Source organism: Yersinia aldovae 670-83, assembly GCF_000834395.1.
Lineage (GTDB): Bacteria > Pseudomonadota > Gammaproteobacteria > Enterobacterales > Enterobacteriaceae > Yersinia > Yersinia aldovae.
On the sequence record NZ_CP009781.1, the window covers coordinates 577,070 to 600,696 of the forward strand.

Here is a 23,627-nt window from a genome sequence, read left to right on the forward strand (position 1 = left end):
ATACATAAAAAAAGACATCCAAGGAAAAGTCATTCTGCAATCTCAATCAGCGCCCGGCCACTCACAGCCTTAGTTAACTCACCAATAGGGTTGAGTGTTATGCCATATTGCGCCGCAATCACCTGCACATCAGCCTGTGCATCAGGCAGCACGGCCAACAGTAACCCCCCCGACGTTTGTGGGTCGCATAGCAACGTTCGCTGTAAGTCAGACATTACGCCGATCAGATGACCATAGCTGTCAAAGTTTCGTCCAGTACCGCCGGGTACACACCCTTCAGCAATATAGTCTTCGACGGCAGGTAAACGCGGGATAGCGGAGAAATGCAACGTCGCCTGAACGCCTGAACCCTGGCATATTTCGCTCAAATGGCCGAGCAAGCCAAACCCGGTCACATCCGTCATTGCGGTGACACCGGGGATATGCGCAAAATCAGCGCCCGATTTATTCAACTGACACATGGTTTCCGTGGCAACGCCTTGATGCTCTGGCCGCAATTTACTTTTCTTCTCAGCCGTCGTTAAAATGCCGATACCTAAGGGTTTGGTTAGAAATAGTTTGCATCCCGCTTTTGCCGCGCTATTTTTCTTTACCTGCTCGGTACTGACCACCCCCGTGACCGCTAAACCAAAAATCGGCTCCGGTGCATCGATAGAATGGCCTCCGGCCAGGGAAATACCTGCCTGTTGGCAAACCTGCCGCCCACCTTCGATAACCCGTCGGGCGATTTCGGGTGCCAGTTTATCAATCGGCCAGCCCAGAATGGCTATCGCCATAATCGGTTTGCCGCCCATCGCATAGATATCACTGATAGCATTTGTTGCAGCAATGCGGCCAAAATCGAAAGGATCGTCAACGATCGGCATAAAAAAATCGGTAGTGCTGATAATCCCAACACCACTGCCGATATCATAAACGGCGGCGTCATCACGGGTTTCATTCCCTACCAACAAACGGGGATCAAAAAACTGCTGTTGCTCGGAGTGCAAAATTTTATCCAATACTTTCGGTGAAATTTTGCAACCGCAGCCCGCTCCGTGGCTGTATTGAGTAAGACGTATCGCTGGCGATGTCATAACACTCTCCCGTTTGGTGGTTCAATAATGAGCACGTTAATCAATAAACAAGGCTGTTCGGTCAGGAATGATGCACGCAGGGCCAATATCCCAACAGCCTATGGTAGCGTCTATAGCATGTCTTGGTAAGTACAGGGCGATGGTCGGGCAGATAGGTTGGTCACAAAGCAGCCGAAAACGCAGCGTATTGCCGGAAAAAGGCAAAAGTTGCGTCACGGCCACCTGACAAAACGAGGTTATTGTTAGAAGTGGCGAACAAAAGTGCTGTAATCCGGTGGGGTCACTTTGGTCGAAGACTTCAGTAACGGAGTACCGAGATAGAGAAAACCAACAATTTCATCTTGTTCACGGCAGGCAAAACCTTGACGAACAACCGGATGGTGAGTCCAGGAGCCGGTACGCCAGATACCATTAAAGCCTTGTGCCAAAGCTGCCATTTGCATCGCTTGCACCGCACAACCGGCAGAAACCACCTGTTCCCAGTTAGGCACTTTGCCATTTTCAGTAATGTGGGCAATCACGGTAATAATCAGTGGTGCGCGGAAAGGCGCATTTTTCGCTTTCTCCAGCACCGCATCATCCGCACCATCATGTTGAACGGCTTTTTGTAACAACTGACTAAAACGCTCCAGCCCGTCATTTTCGATCAAAACAAAGCGCCAGGGCTGCAATGTGCCATGATCCGGCGCTCGCATTCCGGCGTGAATAATATGGTCTAACGCCTCTCCAACTGGGGCCGGAGCCGCTAAACGTGATGCCGAACGGCGGTTAAGTAACAGTTCTAATGCATCCATCATTTTCTCCTGATAACGATTTTCATTTTCAGCAAGGTAGCATAAGTTGTCGTTTTGTTGCCAGCGTTGACCTTTCAGCTAGGCTCAACAGTGATTTAAAGCTGACTTTTATTCGTCAGGTCATTAGGATATCCCTACTTGCTCGGTTTTGTTGGAGATAACATGCGCACTTTGTGGCGAATTATTGCTGGCTTTTTCAAGTGGACATGGCGTCTGCTGAATTTTGTCAGAGAGTTTATTCTTAATCTTTTCCTGATACTGCTCATTTTAGTCGGCGTCGGTATTTACCTTCAGTTTCAAAGCAAACCGGTCGAACCGGTTAAAGGCGCTTTGCTGGTTAATTTAACTGGCGTGGTGGTGGATCAACCGGCCGTCAATAATAAGTTGCGTCAATTGGGCCGCGAGTTATTAGGGTCATCCAGTAATCGTTTACAGGAAAACTCGCTGTTCGATATCGTTGATACTATCCGTTTAGCAAAAAACGATAATAATATTACCGGCCTGGTGCTATCACTGAGTGATTTTACCGGTGCGGATCAACCGTCGCTACAATATATGGGTAAAGCACTGCGTGAGTTCCGTGACAGTGGTAAACCCATTTATGCTATTGGCGATAGTTACAATCAAACCCAATATTATTTAGCCAGTTTTGCCAATAAAATTTACCTGTCACCCCAAGGTGCGGTGGATTTACATGGTTTTGCCAGTAATAACCTTTATTACAAATCGTTGCTGGAAAAACTTCAGGTCACCACCAATATCTTCCGCGTCGGAACCTATAAGTCTGCGGTCGAACCCATGATCCGTGATGATATGTCACCAGCAGCCCGTGAAGCGGATAGCCGTTGGATTGGCGGTTTATGGCAAAACTACCTCACCGCGGTCGCGGCTAACCGCCAATTAACACCTGAGCAACTGTTCCCCGGCGCGGCTGGCGTGATCAGTGGATTGCAAGCCGCGGGTGGCTCTCCTGCCCAATACGCGCTCACCAGTAAATTGGTTGATCAGTTGGCTTCACGCCCTGATGTTGAGACTGAGTTGGTCAAAACCTTCGGCTGGGATAAAAAGAGTAATGACTTTAATTACGTCAGTATCTATGACTATCAGCCGATGGCTGTCCCACAACAAGGCGGCCAGATAGCGGTTATTTTTGCTAACGGAGCCATTATTGATGGGCCACAAACGCCAGGCAACGTCGGCGGCGATACGCTGGCAGCTCAAATCCGTCAGGCACGGCTAGATCCGAAGATTAAAGCGGTTGTCCTGCGGGTAAACAGCCCAGGCGGCAGCGTGAGCGCCTCTGAGTTGATTCGCTCTGAATTGACTGCACTGCGCGCGGCTAATAAGCCATTGGTGGTGTCAATGGGTGGAATGGCAGCCTCTGGTGGCTATTGGATCTCAACACCGGCGAACTATATTGTCGCCAGCCCGAGCACCCTGACCGGTTCGATTGGGATATTCGGTGTGATTAATACCTTCCAAAATACGCTGGAAAGTATTGGCGTACACACCGATGGCGTAGCAACGTCACCACTGGCTGATATCTCCATCACCAAAAACTTGCCACCTGAGTTCGCTCAGATGATGCAAATTAATATCGAAAATGGCTATAAGACCTTTATTGACCTGGTGGCAACCTCTCGCCACAAAACGCCAGAGCAGGTGGATCAAATCGCTCAGGGCCATGTGTGGATAGGCGTGGACGCCAAAAGTAATGGTCTGGTAGACCAGTTGGGAGATTTTGACGACGCCGTTAAGAAAGTCGCTGAACTGGCACAACTGAAAACCTGGCAGTTGAACTGGTTTATTGATGAGCCAAGCCTGAGCGATATGATCTTGGGTCAAATGAACGTATCCATTCAGGCGATACTACCTTCAGCCATTCAAGCGATGCTACCGGCTCCGATATCTGCGATGGCACAGGCCGTTAAAGATAAACCGAGTTTGCTTAACACCTTGAACGATCCGCAGAATCGCTATGCGTTATGCGTTATGCTTAAATTGTGGTGATGTCCGCTAGATAATTCACCAAAAGAAAGATAAATACTCCGCCCGGCACCTGCCGGGCTTTTTTTATTCGTCAGGCTCCCTATAATTCACCCATCTCACTTCGCACTCATTTTCAGGTCGCCCCGCCATGCAGAAGAAATCTATTTATGTCGCCTACACCGGCGGTACTATTGGTATGCAACGTTCTGATCACGGCTATATCCCGGTATCTGGCCACTTGCAGCGCCAACTGGCCTTGATGCCTGAGTTCCATCGGCCAGAAATGCCTGATTTTACTATCCATGAATACGCCCCGTTAATTGACTCCTCTGATATGACACCAGAGGATTGGCAGCATATCGCTAATGACATTCAGCAGAATTATGATTTGTATGACGGTTTTGTGATTCTGCACGGTACTGACACGATGGCGTTTACCGCCTCGGCACTCTCTTTTATGTTGGAGAACCTGGCGAAGCCGGTCATTGTGACAGGGTCACAAATTCCCTTAGCAGAATTACGCTCTGATGGGCAAACCAACTTGCTAAATGCGCTCTATCTGGCGGCTAATCATCCGGTGAATGAAGTCAGCTTATTCTTCAACAACAAACTGTTCCGTGGCAACCGCACCACTAAAGCTCATGCAGATGGTTTTGATGCTTTCGCTTCACCCAATCTCTCGGTGTTGCTTGAAGCCGGGATTCATATCCGTCGTATGGTGTCCGTTGAGTCACCGGTCAATAATGGGCCATTGATTGTGCATAGCATCACCCCTCAACCGATTGGGGTGGTGACTATTTATCCAGGAATATCCGGTGCGGTGGTGCGTAACTTCTTGCTTCAGCCGGTAAAGGCTTTGATTTTGCGCTCTTATGGTGTGGGAAACGCACCACAGAAAGCCGAATTATTGGATGAGTTAAAAAATGCCAGCGAACGCGGTATTGTGGTGGTGAATCTGACGCAATGCATTTCTGGCCGGGTCAATATGGACGGTTACGCCACTGGCAATGCACTAGCTAACGCGGGGGTGATCAGTGGATTTGACATGACCGTTGAAGCCGCCCTGACAAAGCTGCATTATTTATTGAGCCAGGCGCTCACGCCTGAAGAGATCCGCGAGTTGATGCAGCAGAACTTGCGCGGCGAATTAACCGACACGAATTGATCCTGCGGAGTTTCAATGAACACAGCCCTACTCTTGATTGATTTGCAAAATGATTTCTGCCCAGGTGGCGCGTTAGCTGTCGCAGAAGGCGACCGTGTCATTGAGATTGCTAACCAGGCGATCGGGGCTTGTATCGCACAACAGATCCCCGTTATCGCCAGTCAGGATTGGCACCCTGCCGAACACCGCAGCTTTGCCATCAATTCAAATGCTAAACAGGGAACTATTGGCGAGTTGAATGGGCTGGTGCAAGTCTGGTGGCCGGTGCATTGCGTTCAGCACCAAGCTGGGGCCGCCTTTCATCCTCTGCTACAGCAAGATGCCATCGAACAGGTTTTCCGTAAGGGGCAAGATCCAGACATCGATAGCTATAGCGCTTTCTTTGATAATGGGAAACGAGCCAAAACGTCATTGGATGCATGGTTAAGGCGACAAGGTGTGGAGAATTTGTTCATTATGGGGCTGGCGACAGATTACTGCGTGAAATACAGCGTGCTTGATGCATTAGCGCTGGGCTATAAAACAACCGTGATCAGCGACGGTTGCCGTGGGGTCAATCTGCAACCGCAGGACAGTGCGGTTGCATTTAAAGCCATGAGCGATGCGGGTGCACAGCAACTCACATTGCAACAATTTTTAGTCGCAACCCAATCTTGCTGAAGTCAGTTCAGCGGGGTAATAGTTTGGTCATTAACCCCTAAGTCGGCGCTAATAGTGGCGCAGTGAGAACGCTCTTCCTGCGCCAGTAATACCGCTTAAAAAACCTTACTCAGGCTTCAACTTTGCCAGCATCGGTTGGCTAAACTGCTGCTTCAACTCTTGCTTGGTTTTCATCACTATCTGCCCATCGGTGCCGATGCTCATATGCTGCGCATCCTTGTTGTGACGGGCCTGCCACAGCATCACCATCTGTAAGCTGTTCTCTTTCTGTTCTGGCGTCAAAACCACACCGTCTGGCCATTTACCTAACTCTACCGCTTGCATCAAGCGCTGGTAGATTTCAGGTGTCATCACGGAAATCAGGTCTTCAAGCTCCATCAGAGCATCCTTAGATAAACGAATAATAAGCTGAATCGTTTTTTCAAACTGCATACCAGGCCGTTATCAGCCCGCAATCTGTTCGCCATTATCGTCATCAACAAAGTTCAATGAGGCCGAGTTCACGCAATAGCGCTCCCCGGTTGGCTGCGGCCCGTCAGGGAATACATGCCCCAAGTGAGCATCACAATGACCACAGCGAATTTCAATTCGCTGCATATTATGTGAGTTATCATCAATATAGCGAATTGAATCGTCTTTAATTGGTTGATAAAAGCTCGGCCAGCCACAACCAGAATCAAACTTTGACTCAGAGATAAACAGTGGCTGATGGCAACACAGGCATTGATAGACGCCATCGCGTTTATTATGTAGCAATTTGCCGCTAAAAGGGGCTTCAGTCCCGCGCTGTTGGGTAACATGCCGCTGAATATCAGACAATTTTTCAATATTTTCGGTAGGGTTCTGTTCTTTAGCCATTTGTGCGCTTCTCTGGCAGGAAATAATATCAACGAAAACAACGTCTAATAATAACAAAAAATTAACAACAAAGCAGTTAAAATTGTCCTAAACTGTATGCCATCGAAGCGGCAACAGTGTAAATGTGATAAAAATCGCAAATATTACTGATTCTCACTTTAAACTGAATAATTCGCCCCAATATAAAAATTAGGCTAATCGAATCTGGAAACGTGCGATTAATGTTCGATCTACCGTTGTTGGTTTGATTTGTAGCAATAATTGACACGATTCCGCTTGACGCTCGGTAAGGTTTTTGTAATTTTACAACCAACCTTTTATTCACTAACAAATAGCTGGTGGAATATATGACTATCAAAGTAGGTATCAACGGTTTTGGCCGTATCGGTCGCATTGTTTTCCGTGCTGCTCAGGAACGTTCTGACATCGAAATCGTTGCAATCAACGATCTGTTGGACGCTGAATACATGGCGTACATGCTGAAATACGACTCTACCCACGGTCGTTTCGACGGTACTGTAGAAGTAAAAGACGGCCACTTGGTTGTTAACGGTAAAACCATCCGTGTTACCGCAGAGAGAGATCCGGCTAACCTGAAGTGGAACGAAGTTAAGGTTGACGTTGTTGCCGAAGCAACTGGCCTGTTCCTGACTGACGAAACTGCACGTAAGCACATCGCAGCAGGTGCTAAGAAAGTGGTTCTGACTGGCCCGTCTAAAGACGATACCCCTATGTTCGTTATGGGTGTTAACCATAAAGAATACGCAGGTCAGGAAATCGTTTCTAACGCTTCTTGTACTACTAACTGCCTGGCTCCACTGGCTAAAGTTATCAACGACAAGTTCGGTATCGTTGAAGCGCTGATGACCACTGTTCATGCCACTACCGCTACTCAGAAAACTGTTGATGGCCCGTCTCACAAAGACTGGCGCGGCGGCCGCGGCGCATCCCAGAACATCATCCCTTCTTCTACCGGTGCGGCTAAAGCAGTGGGTAAAGTTATCCCAGCACTGAATGGCAAACTGACCGGTATGGCGTTCCGCGTTCCTACCCCTAACGTTTCAGTTGTTGACCTGACTGCACGTCTGGAAAAACCAGCGTCTTACAAAGAAATCTGTGCTGCCATCAAAGCGGCTTCAGAAGGCGAGCTGAAAGGCGTTCTGGGTTACACCGAAGACGACGTTGTTTCTACCGATTTCAACGGCGAAAAACTGACTTCAGTATTCGATGCTAAAGCCGGTATCGCGCTGAACGACAACTTTGTGAAACTGGTTTCTTGGTACGATAACGAAACTGGCTACTCAAACAAAGTTCTGGATTTGATCTCTCACATCTCCAAATAATGGATTGATGTAGATTTCTGCCAAAAGCCACCTTCGGGTGGCTTTTTTATTGTTGATACAGTGTGTTCCGAACCTTCGTCCGTTGCTCCACGACAAAAAATTGCGCAATATCAATGATTCACACGACTTTATCGGCGATGTGCTGCAAGATTTTAAGCCTGTGATATTATCAAGAGTCTGAAGTTCAATGGATATCCAGCCCCTTTTCTCATAAGGCCAAACGAATGAACGAGAAAGTATTCACCCTGCCTATTGTCGAACAAATCTCTCCCTATATCAGCCAGCGCCAACTGGATGAGTTACCGGTCGTGGTTGTCTCTCATCCGAAAGTTCGTGCAGCCATAAGCCTGCAAGGTGCCCATCTGTTGGCTTACCAACCCAGTGGTGAACAACCGATTATTTGGCTGAGCAATAACACACCGTTTAAAGAGGGTGTGGCGATTCGTGGCGGCGTACCCATTTGCTGGCCGTGGTTTGGCCCAACGGCGCAACCCTCACACGGCTTTGCACGTATTCTGCCGTGGGTACTTAGCGCCCATGATGAGAATGAAAATGGTGTCATCCTGACCTTCACGTTGGAAGATAGCGACGCTTCTCGTCAGCTATGGCCACATGCCTTCACTTTAATCGCGCGCTTTAAATTGGGTGATGAATGTGAAGTTGAGTTGGAATCGCACGGTGAATATCAAGCGGAAGCAGCACTGCACACATACTTCCAGATTGGCGATATCAACCAAATTAAGGTCAGTGGGCTGGGGGAGAAATACTTAGATAAAGTATTGAAGGTTGCGGATGCAACCCAGCACGGTGATTTGGTGTTTAATGGCCAGACAGACCGGATTTATACTCATCCTGAAGCCTACAGCCTGATAAAAGATGCCGCGTTGCAGCGTACCATTGAAATACATCACCATCACCAAAGTGATGTGGTTGCCTGGAACCCAGGCGCTGAATTATCCAGCAGCATGGTGGATATGCCCAATGAGGGTTATAAGACGATGGTTTGCGTTGAAACCGCACGGGTGAGTAAGCCATTGGTCGCAACGGTAGATGCGCCCGCCCGGTTAGCCATGACGCTTCGTAGCCGTAAGAACACTTGATTTTGACAATAAAAATGGGGCATTAGCCCCATTTTTTATGATTCAATTTGTTACTGTATTTATCAGCGGAAAGTATAAGTCACGCCAGTCCACAGCACACCGGTATAGGATTTATCAACCACCGGGCTATTTTTCACTTCATTAGACAGACGGATATAACGGCCCGTAAAGAAGGCATTCCAGTTTGGGTTGATAGTGTAATGAGCAGACAGTTCCAAATACGGTGACCAGCTATCGCTTGGGTTATATTGCGCAAAGCCACTGCGCGCGGATTCAGCGCCACTTACACCATAGTAATAACCATTTTGATCACTGCTGTTCCAGCTCACACCGGCTCCGGGTATCAGTGTCCAGCTATCGACGGTATAACGGTATAAATAGGCCAGATCCCCGACAAAACCGTTGCTGTTATCCAGCACATCACCTGAGAACATGGTTCGCAATGTTCCCCAGTCCTCAATGTGAGAATATGACATCCCCGCCATCAGGGTGCTGCGTCGTTTATCTAACTGTTTCATCTGTTGGTCATCACTGTCACTCGGTTTGAAGTGCAGTGGTGAATAATAGGCATCAATTGATAAGCGGTTATTATCATCTTTCCACAAGTAATAGCCCGCAGCTAAAGTACGAAAGTAGAAATTATCACTTTCGTAAGTAATGATGGGTACAGGATATACGCGGTCATTCTTGCCACGATAGGGATCTGGGCTAACCAATGCCGACGCCCCCAGAGACCAGGTTCCTGCCATCGCCGCTGGCATACAAACAGCCGTGGCAATAGTTAAAGCAGCCAGAGTTTTCATGCGCGCCATTTTTATATGATGTTTTTTCACTGATTAAATCCTATTAGTAACAAAATATTGCTCAGATCTAGTGTAAATCAATTAGTTGTCTGTGGCGAAATTTTTACACATTTTAGATGGACATCCAACACGCCGGTACAACTTATCCCCGTTATCCTATCCCTGATAACCAAAAAATTTACGTAGATTTGATTGCAATAAAATAACGATATATTCAAATAGATAAGCTTAATTAATCATATATAAAATGCTAGCAATAAAATAAAAAATAGATTTAATCACTAATTGGTGGTTATTTATTGTTCGGTGGGTGACAAATCTATGTTAATGACTCACTTGACCTTTAGAGGAGACGCGACCATAACAATAAGGTAGTAGTTTCAAAATTTTAACCCAATAAAGCGCTACTATTATTTTATGTTCCCAACCATTCAAACAGGACGGGCATCGCTATGAACATATTTGATCACTATCGCCAGCGCTACGAAGCGGCCAAGGACGAAGAGTTCACACTGCAGGAGTTCCTCACTATCTGCCAGCAAGATCGCAGCGCATATGCCAATGCGGCTGAACGTTTGCTGATGGCAATTGGTGAGCCAGTCATGGTTGATACCGCGCTAGAGTCCCGCATGTCTCGGCTGTTTTCTAACCGGGTTATCGCCCGCTACCCTGCTTTTGAAGAATTCTATGGTATGGAGGAAGCCATCGAACAGATTGTTTCCTATCTCAAACATGCGGCCCAAGGCTTAGAAGAGAAGAAACAGATCCTCTACTTGCTCGGCCCGGTCGGTGGGGGTAAATCATCACTGGCTGAACGCTTGAAAGCACTGATGCAACGTGTCCCTATCTACATCTTAAGTGCCAACGGTGAGCGCAGCCCGGTCAATGACCATCCATTGTGCTTATTCAACCCGCAGGAAGATGCGGCAATTCTGGCCAAAGAGTACAACATTCCTAGCCGTTATCTTGGCACCATTATGTCGCCGTGGGCGGCCAAACGCTTGCATGACTTTGGTGGTGATATTACCAAATTCAAAGTCATTAAAGTTTGGCCCTCAATCCTTGAACAGATAGCTATCGCGAAAACTGAGCCGGGTGATGAGAATAATCAGGATATCTCCGCACTGGTCGGTAAAGTTGATATCCGTAAACTGGAAAATCACGCGCAAAACGATCCCGATGCTTATGGTTATTCCGGCGCATTGTGCCGTGCAAACCAGGGGATTATGGAATTCGTCGAGATGTTCAAAGCGCCCATTAAGGTGCTACATCCATTACTGACCGCCACGCAGGAGGGGAACTATAATGGCACCGAGGGGATCTCTGCCCTGCCATTCAGCGGCATTATCCTCGCACACTCAAACGAATCTGAGTGGGTCACTTTCCGTAATAACAAAAACAACGAGGCCTTCCTTGACCGGGTGTATATCGTCAAAGTGCCTTATTGCTTGCGTGTCTCAGAAGAGATCAAAATTTACGACAAGCTGTTGAATCACAGTGAATTAACCCACGCACCTTGCGCGCCTGGCACACTGGAAACACTGGCACGTTTCTCGATTCTTTCCCGAATGAAAGAGCCGGAAAACTCCAGTATTTACTCCAAAATGCGAGTCTATGACGGTGAAAGTCTGAAAGATACCGATCCGAAAGCTAAGTCGTATCAGGAGTATCGCGACTACGCGGGGGTTGATGAAGGGATGAACGGCCTCTCTACCCGCTTTGCCTTTAAAATCCTCTCAAGAGTATTTAACTTTGATCACGCCGAAGTGGCCGCTAACCCGGTACATCTGTTCTACGTGCTGGAACAGCAAATCGAGCGGGAACAATTCCAACAAGATGTTGCAGAGAAATACCTTGAGCATCTGAAAGGCTATTTGATCCCGAAATACGCCGAATTTATCGGTAAAGAGATCCAGACTGCCTATCTGGAATCCTACTCTGAATATGGTCAGAACATTTTTGACCGTTATGTTATCTACGCCGATTTCTGGATTCAGGATCAAGAGTATCGTGACCCAGATACCGGGCAGTTATTTGACCGTGAGGCACTGAATGCTGAACTGGAGAAAATTGAAAAACCGGCGGGTATCAGCAACCCGAAAGACTTCCGTAATGAAATCGTCAATTTTGTGTTGCGCGCCAGAGCCAATAATAATGGCCGTAATCCAAATTGGACCAGTTATGAGAAGCTGCGTACCGTTATCGAGAAGAAAATGTTCTCCAACACGGAAGAGTTATTGCCCGTTATCTCCTTTAATGCCAAGACCTCAACGGATGAGCAGAAAAAACATGATGACTTTGTCGACCGAATGATGGAGAAAGGATATACCCGCAAGCAAGTTCGTTTGCTGTGCGAATGGTATCTGCGGGTAAGAAAATCATCATAACCTGTTATCGATCCACCCTAACATCGCAGGTACAGCTTTCGCGTTGCGGCTGTGTTGGCAGCCAGCACAGCTACAGCGTGAAAGATGTAGGGCACAGAGGCAGGGGGAGTTATGGGCTACTTTATTGACAGACGACTTAACGGCAAGAATAAAAGCATGGTTAACCGCCAACGCTTTTTACGCCGCTATAAGGCGCAAATTAAACAGTCGATTTCCGATGCTATCAACAAAAGGTCGGTAACTGATATTGAAAGTGGCGAATCAGTATCGATTCCTATTGACGACATCAATGAGCCAATGTTCCATCAGGGCCGTGGTGGATTGCGCCACCGGGTACACCCCGGTAATGACCACTTTGTCACTAATGATCGGGTGGAACGCCCGCAAGGTGGTGGTGGCAGCGGCAGTGGTCAGGGTAATGCCAGCCAAGATGGTGAAGATGAATTTGTCTTTCAGATCTCTAAAGATGAATATCTGGATCTCTTATTTGAAGACCTTGCCCTACCCAACTTAAAGAAAAATCAGCATAAACAACTGACAGAATTCAAAACTCATCGCGCGGGTTATACCTCAAACGGCGTACCGGCCAATATCAGTGTGGTGCGTTCGCTGCAAAACTCGCTGGCCCGTCGTACCGCCATGACCGCCAGTAAGCGCCGCGAACTGCGTGAACTGGAAGAGACGCTCAGTGTGCTGGAGAACTCTGAACCGGCCCAATTACTGGAAGAAGAACGGGTGCGCAAAGCGATTGCCGAATTGAAGCAAAAAATCGCCAGAGTGCCTTTTATCGATACCTTCGATTTACGTTATAAAAACTATGAGCGTCGTCCAGAGCCATCCAGCCAGGCGGTAATGTTCTGCCTAATGGATGTGTCAGGTTCGATGGATCAAGCCACCAAGGACATGGCAAAGCGGTTTTACATCTTACTTTACCTGTTCCTGAGCCGAACCTATAAAAATGTCGACGTGGTCTATATTCGCCACCATACACAAGCTAAAGAAGTCGATGAGCAAGAGTTTTTCTACTCACAAGAAACCGGCGGCACCATTGTTTCCAGCGCACTGAAGTTGATGGATGAAGTGGTGCAAGAACGCTATGACCCGGCACAGTGGAATATCTACGCCGCCCAAGCCTCTGATGGCGACAACTGGGCAGATGACTCGCCGCTGTGTCATGAGTTACTGGCAAGAAAGATCCTGCCCATGGTGCGTTACTACAGCTACATCGAGATAACCCGCCGAGCCCATCAAACCTTGTGGCGGGAATATGAAGATTTAGAGGCAAATTTTGCGAATTTTGCCATGCAACATATCCGTGAGCCGGAAGATATTTACCCGGTATTTCGTGAGTTGTTTCACAAACAGACAATTGATAATTAACGATAATAGTAGCCGGTTAACTTTTTCTGCCACAGAAATGGTTTTCCGGCTTTTTCATCGGTTAACATTGTCACACCTCCATTACTCTCAGAGTTAACACCATGAAATGGCATGATGGGCTGCGACAACCCGGTGTATTAGCCGCATTGAGTGCCGCGGTACTGTTTGGTGCTGGCACCCCGCTGGCAAAACACTTACTCGATACCGTCAGCCCGTGGCTACTGGCAGGTTTACTCTATCTGGGTTCGGGTATCGGCTTGGCGCTCTATCGTTTGCTAACCCGCGCAGCGGCTGTTCGCCTGCCCCGTAACGAATTACTGTGGTTGCTCGGTGCTATCAGCGCAGGCGGAATTGTGGCCCCAGTCCTGCTGATGATAGGGCTAACGGGGATGCCTGCATCCGGAGCATCATTGCTGCTCAATGCTGAAGGGGTATTTACCGCCCTGCTTGCCTGGTTTGCTTTCAAAGAGAATTTTGACCGCCGTATCGCCTTGGGCATGATAGTGATTGTTGCCGGTGCGGTGATTTTAAGCTGGCCGGGAGAGGCGCATTTTGCCGGTTTGGGGCCAACACTGGCTATTTTAGGTGCGTGCTTTGCCTGGGGAATTGATAACAATCTGACTCGCAAGGTTTCGTTAACTGATGCCACCTGGATTGCAGCTATCAAAGGGCTGGTTGCTGGCGCGGTGAATCTCACCTTCGCTTTTGCTCTGGGTGCGACGATGCCACCGCTGACAAATCTGCTCAGCGCTTTACTGGTTGGTTTTTTTGCTTATGGCGTCAGTCTGGCGCTGTTTGTCATCGGATTACGTCACCTCGGCACGGCGCGTACCGGTGCCTATTTCTCTATTGCGCCTTTTTTAGGTGCCATATTGGCAATTGCAATGGGTGACACTGTCACATTTACATTAATCGTCGCCGGGCTACTGATGGCGGTGGGGATCGGGTTGCATCTGACGGAACAGCATGAGCATCAGCATACTCATGATGAATTATCGCATGAGCACCAACATCTGCATGATGAGCATCATCAGCACTCACATGATTTCCCTGTGACCGAAGGTGCCGCCCACAAACATCGCCACCAGCATCGGCCAATAAGCCACTCTCACCGGCATTTCCCTGATTCACATCATCGGCATAAACATTGAGCCGGTATAACTGACTAGGTTACACAATTTTGGCCACGCTTATCTGCCGTCCAATTAACCAAAACACAACGCCAGATAATTATGGCTATTTTTAACTTATCCGTGACTAAGAAATTATTTTTTGCTACCTCATTACAATAAATACCGCATTTATCCCACCACTATCGACTAAACTTAATCAAATAAATAATATCTGCTCATGTGGTCAGATAAGTTAACAAAAAATAATTCTATTACTCGCTTAGTAATACACTGGTTTCTATTTTTAATCATAAAGTTAGCACTCTGCCGAAATAAAGAAGACTGCCGTATTTTTTAGTTAACTCATATTTTGATAATTATCCTTTACCCTATTTTTTTAATAAAGAATAGTGATATCTGAATAGTTATAATAGCCGTGTTATTTAGCTAAGACAGCTACCGGATGCATCGCATAGGAATTCACCATGAAATCCCAAAAAACAGCCGTGTCGCCAGGAGTACTTCAGCCTGAGTTTGATGAAAATAGTGCGCTATTAAGCGCCCTGGATAGCTCATTGGCAATTATTGAGTTTGATCTTACCAGCCGTATTATCGACGTTAATCAAAACTATCTGGATTATTTTGGCTATCAACGTGAAGACGTGATTGGTCAGTATCATTTAATGTTTTGTCACCCAAACTATGCCGCCAGTGAGGAATACCAAACCTTAAAAAAATGCCTATTAGCTGGCGAGTCGTTAGAAGGCCGTTTTGAACGGTTACATAAAGATGGCTCAACGGTCTGGCTGGCCGCTATCTATCAACCGGTACGTGGGCCGGATGGCAGCGTGAACCGAATGGTGAAAATTGCCAAAGACATTACGCTCCTGATTGAACAGCAAAAAGCGACTCAGGGATGGGTAGAGCTATTAACGCAATTAACAGATCGCAGTGACAGTGCCATGTTCATTGCTGCAAACAGTGTACATGGACAACAGGCCGTCTACATTAATCAGGGTTTTACCCAGTTATTCGGTTACACGCCCGAGCAGGCACTGGGCCAGAACATGGTTGGCCTGCTACAAAGTGCGCATCCTGAACAATTGGTGTTGAACGATTCGACTTCGCCAAATGCACAACAACAATTGTTACCTAAAGAGCTGTTTTACAGCAAAGACAAGCAACCCCACTGGTGTTCAGCGGTTATCAATTCACTGGTGGATGAACAGGGAAAGTCGAGTTATAGCATCGGGGTATTAACCGATATTACCCTGACCAAAATGTATGAAGTGCTGCAATATAAGGTATTGGAAGCACTGATAAAAGAACACTCACTGGAAGATGTGATGTCACTGCTGTGTCACGAAGTTGAGCGCATCGCACCAGAAGTCACCGCCAGCATCTTGCAGGCCAACGGACAAAACCACCTCAGCCATCTGGCGGCTCCAGGTCTGCCACTCACTTACACGGCAGCATTGGCCTGTGTACCTATTAGTCCGTTCGATGGCTCCTGTGGTACGGCAGCATTTCGTAAAAAACCGGTTGAAGTCCAGGACATTGCCACCGACCCACTGTGGGATAATTATCGTCACTTAATTCTACCTCATGGGCTGCTGGCATGTTGGTCAACGCCGATTCTCTCCAGCCAGGGGCAGATTCTGGGCACATTTGCTTTTTATTACAAAGAAATACGCGGCCCCAGCGAGTTTCATTATCAACTGGTAAAATTGATCGCCAATTTGTGCGCTTTAGCGATGGAACGGGAACAATCGCGTAAACAGATTCAGCACCTGGCATTTTATGATTCGCTAACGGGCCTGCCGAATCGCAATCAGTTTCAGGTATATGCTAAACAAGCCATCGTACAGGCTGCTGAACGTGGCCACACACTCGCGGTATTAGTGATTAATCTGGATCGATTTAAACAGGTTAATGATTCACTCGGCCATGCCGCGGGTGATGAACTGCTCGCCGCCATCGCTCAACGGTTACGTAACGACGTGTCAAAAGGTGATACCCTTGGCCGACTGTCTGGCGATGAATTTATTATTATTTTAGCCCCCAGCACCATGCAGCAAGCCACCCTCAAAGTGGAAAAAATGCTCAGTCTGCTGTCCCAGCCGTGTCAGATTGCGGATATGAATATTATCCCTTCAGCCAGTGTTGGGATCAGTTTATACCCGGAAAATGGCAGCGATCTGGATACGCTAATGATCCACGCTGATATCGCCATGCACAAAGCAAAGAATATGGGGTATGGGCATTTCAATTTCTTCAGTGCCGAAATGAATAATCTCAATCAGCAGCGTCAGGACATGGAAGATGCACTGCGTAACGCATTCCATATCGGCTCACTTGAATTATTCTATCAACCGCAAGTTATGCTCAAAGATGGGCATCTGTATGGCGTGGAGGCGTTGAGTCGCTGGGTTCATCCAATATTGGGCAATATCCTGCCCCAGCGTTTTATTCCGCTGGCCGAAGAGTGTGGTTTGATCAATGAACTTGCGCTGTGGGCAATTGAAACCGCCTGCCGGCAACTGGCGGATTGGCGGTTACGGGGGATTGAAGTGCCCTCGATCTCGGTTAACTTATCACCCACCAATTTTCACAATCCCGGTTTGCCTGAAATGATTTTACATATTTTGCAGCGCAATCATTTACCACCACAGGATCTAACGCTGGAGATTACCGAAGATATATTAATTGAGAATAATGCCGCAATTTTCGTCACCATAGAAAAAATCCATCGAATGGGCGTACGGTTATCGATGGATGACTTTGGCACCGGTTATTCCAGCTTAAGTTATCTACGCCGCTTGGATTTAGACGAGATCAAGCTCGATAAAAGCTTTGTCCACGATCTTGAACATGACGAAACCAGCCGAACCTTGAGCGAAGCCGTCATCCGTATTGGCGAAAGCCTGCAACTGTCGGTGATTGTCGAGGGAGTAGAAAATGAAGCCCAACGCACGTTATTAAGTCGGCAGGGTTATCAAATTGGTCAAGGTTTTCTGTTCTCAGAAGCCCTTCCCGCCATCAAACTGGAACAATGGCTGGAACACCGCACCAGCCGTTAACTAATCCAAGTTAACTAATGAATAGCAAGAGATATATCATCAGTTGTAGTAATCTACTAGAGTCTTAAGAGCGTGAATAAGTGACATTGTCACTATCGTCAGTTTAGGTTGTGCTAAATCTTTTCATCTGTCGGTAAATTCTTTATCCTCACCACCTTCGTCATTTGGATGTTGTTTTTCTGTTATGCAAAAATTCCTTTTTCTGCTGTTAAGTCTGATCCTGCTTGGCCCGCTCGGTATAGACCTCTACTTACCGACCATCCCTGCCATAGCCAAAGGGCTAAATAGCAGTGAATCACTGATTCAATCGACAATCGCCCTATTTATTATGGTATTAGGCATAGGTCAACTGATTGCCGGGCCGCTGGTTGATAAATATGGCCGCAAACCCATCGCCATTATCGGCATCATTCTTTACATGCTGGGAGCGATAATGGCCGCCCTTGCCGTTAACCCAACCATGTTCGTCAGTTCCCGTCTGTTACAAGGTGTAGCGGTATGCTGCACAGCGGTAGTGGCATTCAGCGGTGTGCGTGACCGTCTAAGTGGCAATGATGCGGCGCGAGCTTTTGGGTTTCTTAATGGTACGCTGAATATCGTTCCTGCCTTAGCGCCACTGCTGGGTGGCTTACTCGCAGAAGCATTTGGCTGGCGGGCACCCTTCTGGTTCCTCGCGTTATATGGGTTGTTGGTGTTAATCCTGATTATCGTCTTCCTGCCAGAAACTCGCCCAGCGGGTACGCAAGCGGTGAACGGGCTGCCAATAAAGAACTATCTGCGCATTTTGCGCGATGATCGCTTTTTGGTATTCGCTCTGGTTAACGCCGGCGCAATGGGTATGGCTCTCACTTACGTCTCGCTGGCACCGAATGTCTTAATGGTGGGTGCAGGGCTGAGTCCATTACAATTCTCACTGGTTTTTGGTGCTAATGGTTTTTGGATTATGGCGGTGAGCTTCTTTGCCAATAGAATTATCCAAAAAGTGGGCCGCCCTGCCTGCCTGATGACCGGTAGCGTGTTGATGGCACTCGGGTGCTTCAGTCTGTTGTATGGCCTTCGATTGTCGCCAGAGCTACAACAACACTGGCTGGTTTATATGCTGCCCGTTGCCAGTGCCTGCGCCGGTTTAGCCTTTATGATGGGGCCTGCCACCAGTTATGCACTGGAACCCTATGCCAACGAAGCGGGTGTGGCTTCGGCGTTGGTCGGTTTTGTGCAAATGGCCGGTGGAGCCGCATTGGGCCTGTTGGCGATGGCGTTACCTATTGAGCCTAAGTTATCTCTGGCTATCGTGATGCTGGCAGGGTGCCTACTGGCATGGCAGGCACGCCGCGCCAGCAGACACGTTCGCGGCAAACTGGAAAAAATAAACTAACACTGATCTAGCTGCGCTGGACGGTCACTGGCACGCGGCCTGCCAGCGCACACATCAACTCATAACCTACCGTACCTGCCGCTGCGGCGACATTATCGATAGGCAGATGCTCCCCCCAAACCTCCACCTTACTGCCAACACCCGCCTGCGGGCATGGCGTCAAATCCACCGTTAGCATATCCATCGAAACGGCTCCGACAGTATGCGTTAATACGCCATCGACCCTTATTGGTGTTCCACCTGGAGCCAGCCGAGGGTAACCATCGGCATAGCCGCAAGCAACCACACCGATACGATGCGGTTCGCCTGCGCAATAGTGGCTGCCATAGCCCACGCTGTGCCCAACTGACAGCGTTTGTAAGGCGATAATTTCACTGTGCAAACTCATCACCGGGCGCAAACCTAAAGCGGCGATATCGGCAATGTCGCCGCTGGGAGACGCACCATACAGAATGATCCCCGGGCGCACCCAGTCATAATGGGTTTCAGGGTGGCGCAGTATTGCCGCCGAATTAGCAAAGCAGCGCGCCGCCGAAATATGTTCGCTGACGTGTTGAATCCGTGCGAATTGCTCACCCGCACCAATATGATTATCTGCATTGGCGAAATGGCTCATGAGTGTCACCTCAGCCACATTGCTCAGGCTATTGGCCCATTGCCACACCGCCTCAGCTTGCTCAGACGGGAAACCGAGACGATTCATACCGCTATTAAGTTTCAAATAAATATTGAGCGGCGCATCCAGGCGGGCTGCACGAATCGTCTCAAGCTGCCAATCACTATGCACTGTGGTGGTCAGCCGGTAATGATCGATCAGGGCCAAATCCTGTGGTTGGAAAAAACCTTCGAGCAGCAAAATCGGCCCCTGCCAGCCCTGCTCACGCAGCAGCACCGCCTCATTGAGATCCAGCAACGCAAACCCATCCGTGGCGGCCAACCCCGGCCAAACTCGTGCCAAACCGTGGCCATAAGCATTGGCTTTCACAACCGACCAGATTTTGCTTGTACCAACATGTTGACGAACAATATTCAGATTATGATTCAGAGCAGATAAATTCAGCGTAGCGGCAATGGGGCGAGGCATGGGCGTTCCTTCCAAAACAGTCTTCAGTTATTCACTGCCAACGGTGTGAAATATCGGGTCGGCAGTCATTATCAGTTGAATCTCATTAACGAACCGGATGAATATCGTGTAAAGGCGCGAGATTCAGTGGCCGAAAACCCGCGCTATACCGGGCGACGGAGAGGTCATCAGCTAAAATAGCCGGCCGGCGGCCATACATAATGTCAGCCAATAATTGGCCCGACCCACATGCCATCGTCCAGCCCAATGTGCCATGACCGGTATTTAAATAGAGATTCTTAAGCGAAGTTCTGCCCACAATAGGCGTACCATCCGGCGTCATTGGGCGTAAACCGGTCCAGAATGTCGCCTCGCTGATATTGCCACCGTGGGGATATAAATCACCGACCACCATTTCCAGTGTTTCTCGTCGCGCGGATGCCAGTTGGGTGTTAAAACCGACGATTTCAGCCATTCCCCCAACACGGATACGATCATCAAAACGAGTAATAGCAATCTTGTAAGTTTCATCCAGCACCGTGGATACCGGCGCATAATCAGGATTTGTAATGGGTATGGTCAGAGAATAGCCCTTCAGCGGATAGACCGGAATCGACACTAATCCGGCCAGGAGCGAGGTAGAATAAGCGCCAAAAGCCACCACATAGGCGTCAGCCTTGATAATGTCATCACCACATAACACGCCAGCAATCTGATCGCGGTCCACCAGCAACTTATCCACGGCGCAATTAAAAATGAACTTCACCCCGGCCTGTTCTGCCATTTTTGCCAACCGTTCGGTAAATAACTTGCAGTCACCGGTTTCATCATTTGGCAAACGTAAACCACCGGTCAGTTTATGCGAAACCTGAGCCAGTGCAGGCTCAACGGTTGCCAGTTGCTCTGCGGTCAACAGTGAATACGGCACACCTGCATCATCCAGCACCGCGATATCTTTCGCCGCATTATCAAATTGTTGTTCGGTGCGAAACAGTTGTAATGTGCCGCCCTGACGCCCTTCATACTGGATACCGGTATCTTCTCGCAGGTCTTTTAGGCAATCACGGCTATATTCGGCCAGACGCACCATGCGACTTTTATTGGTCATATAGTGAGAGGTATCGCAGTTTCTCAACATCTGCCACATCCAGCGTAATTGGAAACTGCTGCCATCCAGATGGATTGCCAGAGGTGCATGGCGTTGGAACATCCATTTGATTGCCTTAAGAGGCACCCCTGGCGCGGCCCAGGGTGCGGCATATCCCGGTGAAATCTGGCCCGCATTGGCGGCACTGGTTTCCTGTGCCGGCCCCGCTTGACGGTCAATCACCGTAACATCATGACCGTCTTTCGCTAAATACCAGGCGCTGGCTACGCCGACCACACCACTTCCTAAAATGACAACGCGCATATCATCCTCACCTCAAAATCAGACACAAAGCATAATATTCTGTTGACAGAAAGTTAACCCAGTGGAAAAGACTAGCCAACAGATTAATTACAGACTGTGAGTTTATTCACAATTAATTTACCTTGCGATAACTTTACCATTCAATGGTTTTAGAAAAATAACGATAAATCCCTATTTTTCACCCTACAAGAGGGATAAAGACAATAAAATGACGCCATTAGCCATATTAATAGCATGGATAATTTGCATATCGCCAAACGCTATTTTACTAGTTTTATATTCTGTTAAATAGACAAATAATCAGGACATTATCCCGATAAAATCATTTTTGAAAATATCCCTTCTCACGCTAAAAAATAATCTATATTGACATAAGGTCTTGCCATGCCTCAGTTTGTTCATATTGAGCTAGGATTATTGAAGTGACTGGTATTTTGCAGGGTTATAAACCGTGAGGATGCGCTAATGACAACTTCAACACCGAAACAAACTGCGCAAGATAAGCGCCTGACTGACGGCCCGGACTGGACATTTGAATTGTTGCAGGTCTATTTGGATCAGATAGACCGGGTAGCAAAACATTACCGGCTCGATACCTATCCCCACCAGATTGAGGTAATTACCTCAGAACAAATGATGGATGCTTACTCAAGTATTGGTATGCCCATTAACTATACCCATTGGTCGTTTGGCAAAAAATTCATTGAAACCGAACAAAAGTACAAACATGGCCAGCAGGGGTTAGCCTACGAAATTGTGATTAACTCCAATCCCTGCATCGCCTATTTGATGGAAGAAAACACCATCACTATGCAGGCACTGGTGATGGCTCATGCCTGCTATGGCCATAACTCATTCTTTAAAAACAACTACTTATTCCGCGCATGGACTGATGCCAGCTCCATCGTGGATTATCTATTGTTTGCCCGCCATTACATCAGTGAATGCGAGGAACGCTATGGCGTAGAGGAAGTTGAGCGGTTACTCGACTCATGCCATGCACTCATGAACTACGGTGTTGACCGCTATAAAAGGCCGCAAAAAATTTCGTTAGTCGAGGAAACCGCGCGTCAGAAAAGTCGTGAGGAGTATCTGCAAAGTCAGGTCAACTCGTTATGGAAAACCTTACCCCGCAAAGATAAGGGTGAAGTGCTGGCGCAGGCCCACCGCTACCCCAGTGAGCCACAAGAGAACCTGCTCTACTTTATGGAGAAGAATGCACCGCTACTGGAATCATGGCAGCGAGAAGTATTGCGTATTGTGCGCAAGGTCAGCCAGTATTTTTATCCGCAAAAACAAACACAAGTGATGAATGAAGGCTGGGCGACATTTTGGCATTACACCATTCTTAATCACCTGTACGATGAAGGCCGGGTGACTGACCGTTTTATGATGGAGTTCTTGCACAGCCATACCAATGTGGTGTATCAGCCGCCGTATAACAGCCCTTATTACAACGGAATAAACCCCTACGCACTTGGGTTTGCCATGTTCCAGGACATTAAACGTATCTGTCAATCGCCGACGGAAGAAGACTACTACTGGTTCCCGGATATCGCCGGTAAAGATTGGTTGGATACGCTACATTTTGCGATGCGCGATTTTAAAGATGAAAGCTTTATTAGCCAGTTCCTATCACCTAAAGTAATGCGTGATTTCCGTCTATTTACTGTGCTTGATGATGATAAGAATAACTATCTGGAGATTTCAGCCATTCATAATGAGGAGGGTTATCGTGCTATCCGTAATGAATTGTCAGCGCAATATAATCTAAGCAATCATGAGCCGAATATTCAGGTCTGGAATGTGGATTTACGCGGCGACCGATCTCTAACCTTGCGTTACATTCCCCATGATCGGGCACCATTAGATAAAAGCCGTCAGCATGTGATGAAACATATTCACCGCCTATGGGGATTTGATATTCATATGGAACAGTTGAATGATGATGGCAGCATCGAATTGCTCGATAGTGTGCCACCCAAAGCGAATAAGTGCTAGATAGCCACCGACAGCCACGAAAAGGGGCAC

The 23,627-nt window shown here is 47.8% G+C and carries 18 protein-coding genes and 1 pseudogene; 11 read left to right on the forward strand and 8 right to left on the reverse strand.

Translation table 11 applies throughout. The features are described from left to right. Positions 1–29: 29 nt before the first annotated feature. Together selD and AT01_RS02660 are read right to left on the reverse strand one after the other, a co-directional pair. On the reverse strand, positions 30–1,076 hold the full coding sequence (gene selD / locus AT01_RS02655) for a selenide, water dikinase SelD (RefSeq protein ID WP_042545976.1): 1,047 nt from the start codon (positions 1,074–1,076) through the stop codon (positions 30–32). Between the two features lie 242 nt (positions 1,077–1,318). Beyond that, positions 1,319–1,870 carry an NAD(P)H nitroreductase gene (locus AT01_RS02660; protein WP_042545977.1) on the reverse strand — a complete coding sequence of 184 codons (552 nt, stop codon included), beginning with the start codon at positions 1,868–1,870 and terminating at the stop codon, positions 1,319–1,321. Between the two features lie 162 nt (positions 1,871–2,032). Here AT01_RS02660 and sppA point away from each other — a divergent pair, with 162 nt between their 5' ends. From sppA to pncA, 3 genes are all read left to right on the forward strand, one after another. Further along, complete coding sequence (gene sppA / locus AT01_RS02665; protein WP_407703522.1) at positions 2,033–3,880, forward strand: signal peptide peptidase SppA; 1,848 nt, start codon at positions 2,033–2,035, stop codon at positions 3,878–3,880. Positions 3,881–4,007: 127 nt separating this feature from the next. Beyond that, on the forward strand, positions 4,008–5,024 hold the full coding sequence (ansA, locus tag AT01_RS02670) for an asparaginase (RefSeq protein ID WP_004699110.1): 1,017 nt from the start codon (positions 4,008–4,010) through the stop codon (positions 5,022–5,024). 15 nt (positions 5,025–5,039) lie between these two features. Continuing rightward, on the forward strand, positions 5,040–5,684 hold the full coding sequence (gene pncA / locus AT01_RS02675) for a bifunctional nicotinamidase/pyrazinamidase (protein ID WP_042545978.1): 645 nt from the start codon (positions 5,040–5,042) through the stop codon (positions 5,682–5,684). 105 nt (positions 5,685–5,789) lie between these two features. On the opposite strand, the gene AT01_RS02680 is transcribed toward pncA, so the two are convergent. Further along, positions 5,790–6,062, reverse strand: coding sequence for a YeaC family protein (locus tag AT01_RS02680; RefSeq protein ID WP_042548464.1), 273 nt, complete (start codon positions 6,060–6,062; stop codon positions 5,790–5,792). A gap of 66 nt (positions 6,063–6,128) precedes the next feature. Further along, a complete protein-coding gene (gene msrB / locus AT01_RS02685; RefSeq protein ID WP_042545979.1) occupies positions 6,129–6,542 on the reverse strand; it encodes a peptide-methionine (R)-S-oxide reductase MsrB in 414 nt (137 codons plus the stop codon). A 347-nt stretch (positions 6,543–6,889) separates the two neighbouring features. Between msrB and gapA the strand changes: the two genes are divergently transcribed. Then, entirely contained in the window at positions 6,890–7,885 is a 996-nt protein-coding gene (gene gapA, locus AT01_RS02690; protein ID WP_042545980.1) for a glyceraldehyde-3-phosphate dehydrogenase, read from the forward strand. A 224-nt stretch (positions 7,886–8,109) separates the two neighbouring features. Further along, complete coding sequence (locus AT01_RS02695; RefSeq protein WP_042545981.1) at positions 8,110–8,985, forward strand: D-hexose-6-phosphate mutarotase; 876 nt, start codon at positions 8,110–8,112, stop codon at positions 8,983–8,985. Positions 8,986–9,047: 62 nt separating this feature from the next. Here the strand turns inward: AT01_RS02695 and AT01_RS02700 are convergent, their stop codons facing one another. Together AT01_RS02700 and AT01_RS22460 are read right to left on the reverse strand one after the other, a co-directional pair. Then, positions 9,048–9,797, reverse strand: a complete 750-nt coding sequence (locus AT01_RS02700; protein ID WP_391592606.1) for a MipA/OmpV family protein — start codon at positions 9,795–9,797, stop codon at positions 9,048–9,050. 219 nt (positions 9,798–10,016) lie between these two features. Then, positions 10,017–10,199, reverse strand: a pseudogene (locus AT01_RS22460) (hypothetical protein). A 41-nt stretch (positions 10,200–10,240) separates the two neighbouring features. Here AT01_RS22460 and yeaG point away from each other — a divergent pair. The 5 genes from yeaG to AT01_RS02725 all read left to right on the forward strand — a co-directional run bounded on the left by yeaG (position 10,241) and on the right by AT01_RS02725 (position 19,122). Beyond that, positions 10,241–12,175 carry a protein kinase YeaG gene (gene yeaG / locus AT01_RS02705; RefSeq protein WP_042545983.1) on the forward strand — a complete coding sequence of 645 codons (1,935 nt, stop codon included), beginning with the start codon at positions 10,241–10,243 and terminating at the stop codon, positions 12,173–12,175. A gap of 111 nt (positions 12,176–12,286) precedes the next feature. After that, a complete protein-coding gene (locus tag AT01_RS02710) occupies positions 12,287–13,555 on the forward strand; it encodes a YeaH/YhbH family protein (RefSeq protein ID WP_042545984.1) in 1,269 nt (422 codons plus the stop codon). A 101-nt stretch (positions 13,556–13,656) separates the two neighbouring features. After that, positions 13,657–14,706, forward strand: coding sequence for a DMT family transporter (locus AT01_RS02715; protein WP_042545985.1), 1,050 nt, complete (start codon positions 13,657–13,659; stop codon positions 14,704–14,706). A 446-nt stretch (positions 14,707–15,152) separates the two neighbouring features. Beyond that, positions 15,153–17,747 (forward strand): bifunctional diguanylate cyclase/phosphodiesterase, encoded by a 2,595-nt coding sequence (locus AT01_RS02720; RefSeq protein ID WP_042545986.1) that lies wholly within the window; start codon positions 15,153–15,155, stop codon positions 17,745–17,747. Positions 17,748–17,931: 184 nt separating this feature from the next. Further along, positions 17,932–19,122 carry a multidrug effflux MFS transporter gene (locus AT01_RS02725; protein ID WP_004699092.1) on the forward strand — a complete coding sequence of 397 codons (1,191 nt, stop codon included), beginning with the start codon at positions 17,932–17,934 and terminating at the stop codon, positions 19,120–19,122. Between the two features lie 7 nt (positions 19,123–19,129). Here AT01_RS02725 and dadX read toward each other — a convergent pair whose 3' ends face one another. Both dadX and AT01_RS02735 read right to left on the reverse strand, forming a co-directional pair. Then, the gene (dadX, locus tag AT01_RS02730; protein WP_042545987.1) at positions 19,130–20,206 is read right to left on the reverse strand and encodes a catabolic alanine racemase DadX; all 1,077 of its coding nucleotides are present in this window, start codon (positions 20,204–20,206) and stop codon (positions 19,130–19,132) included. Between the two features lie 85 nt (positions 20,207–20,291). Beyond that, positions 20,292–21,596 carry a D-amino acid dehydrogenase gene (locus AT01_RS02735; RefSeq protein WP_042545988.1) on the reverse strand — a complete coding sequence of 435 codons (1,305 nt, stop codon included), beginning with the start codon at positions 21,594–21,596 and terminating at the stop codon, positions 20,292–20,294. A gap of 465 nt (positions 21,597–22,061) precedes the next feature. Between AT01_RS02735 and AT01_RS02740 the strand changes: the two genes are divergently transcribed. Then, positions 22,062–23,597, forward strand: coding sequence for a SpoVR family protein (locus AT01_RS02740; RefSeq protein WP_004699087.1), 1,536 nt, complete (start codon positions 22,062–22,064; stop codon positions 23,595–23,597). The last annotated feature ends 30 nt before the right edge of the window (positions 23,598–23,627 follow it).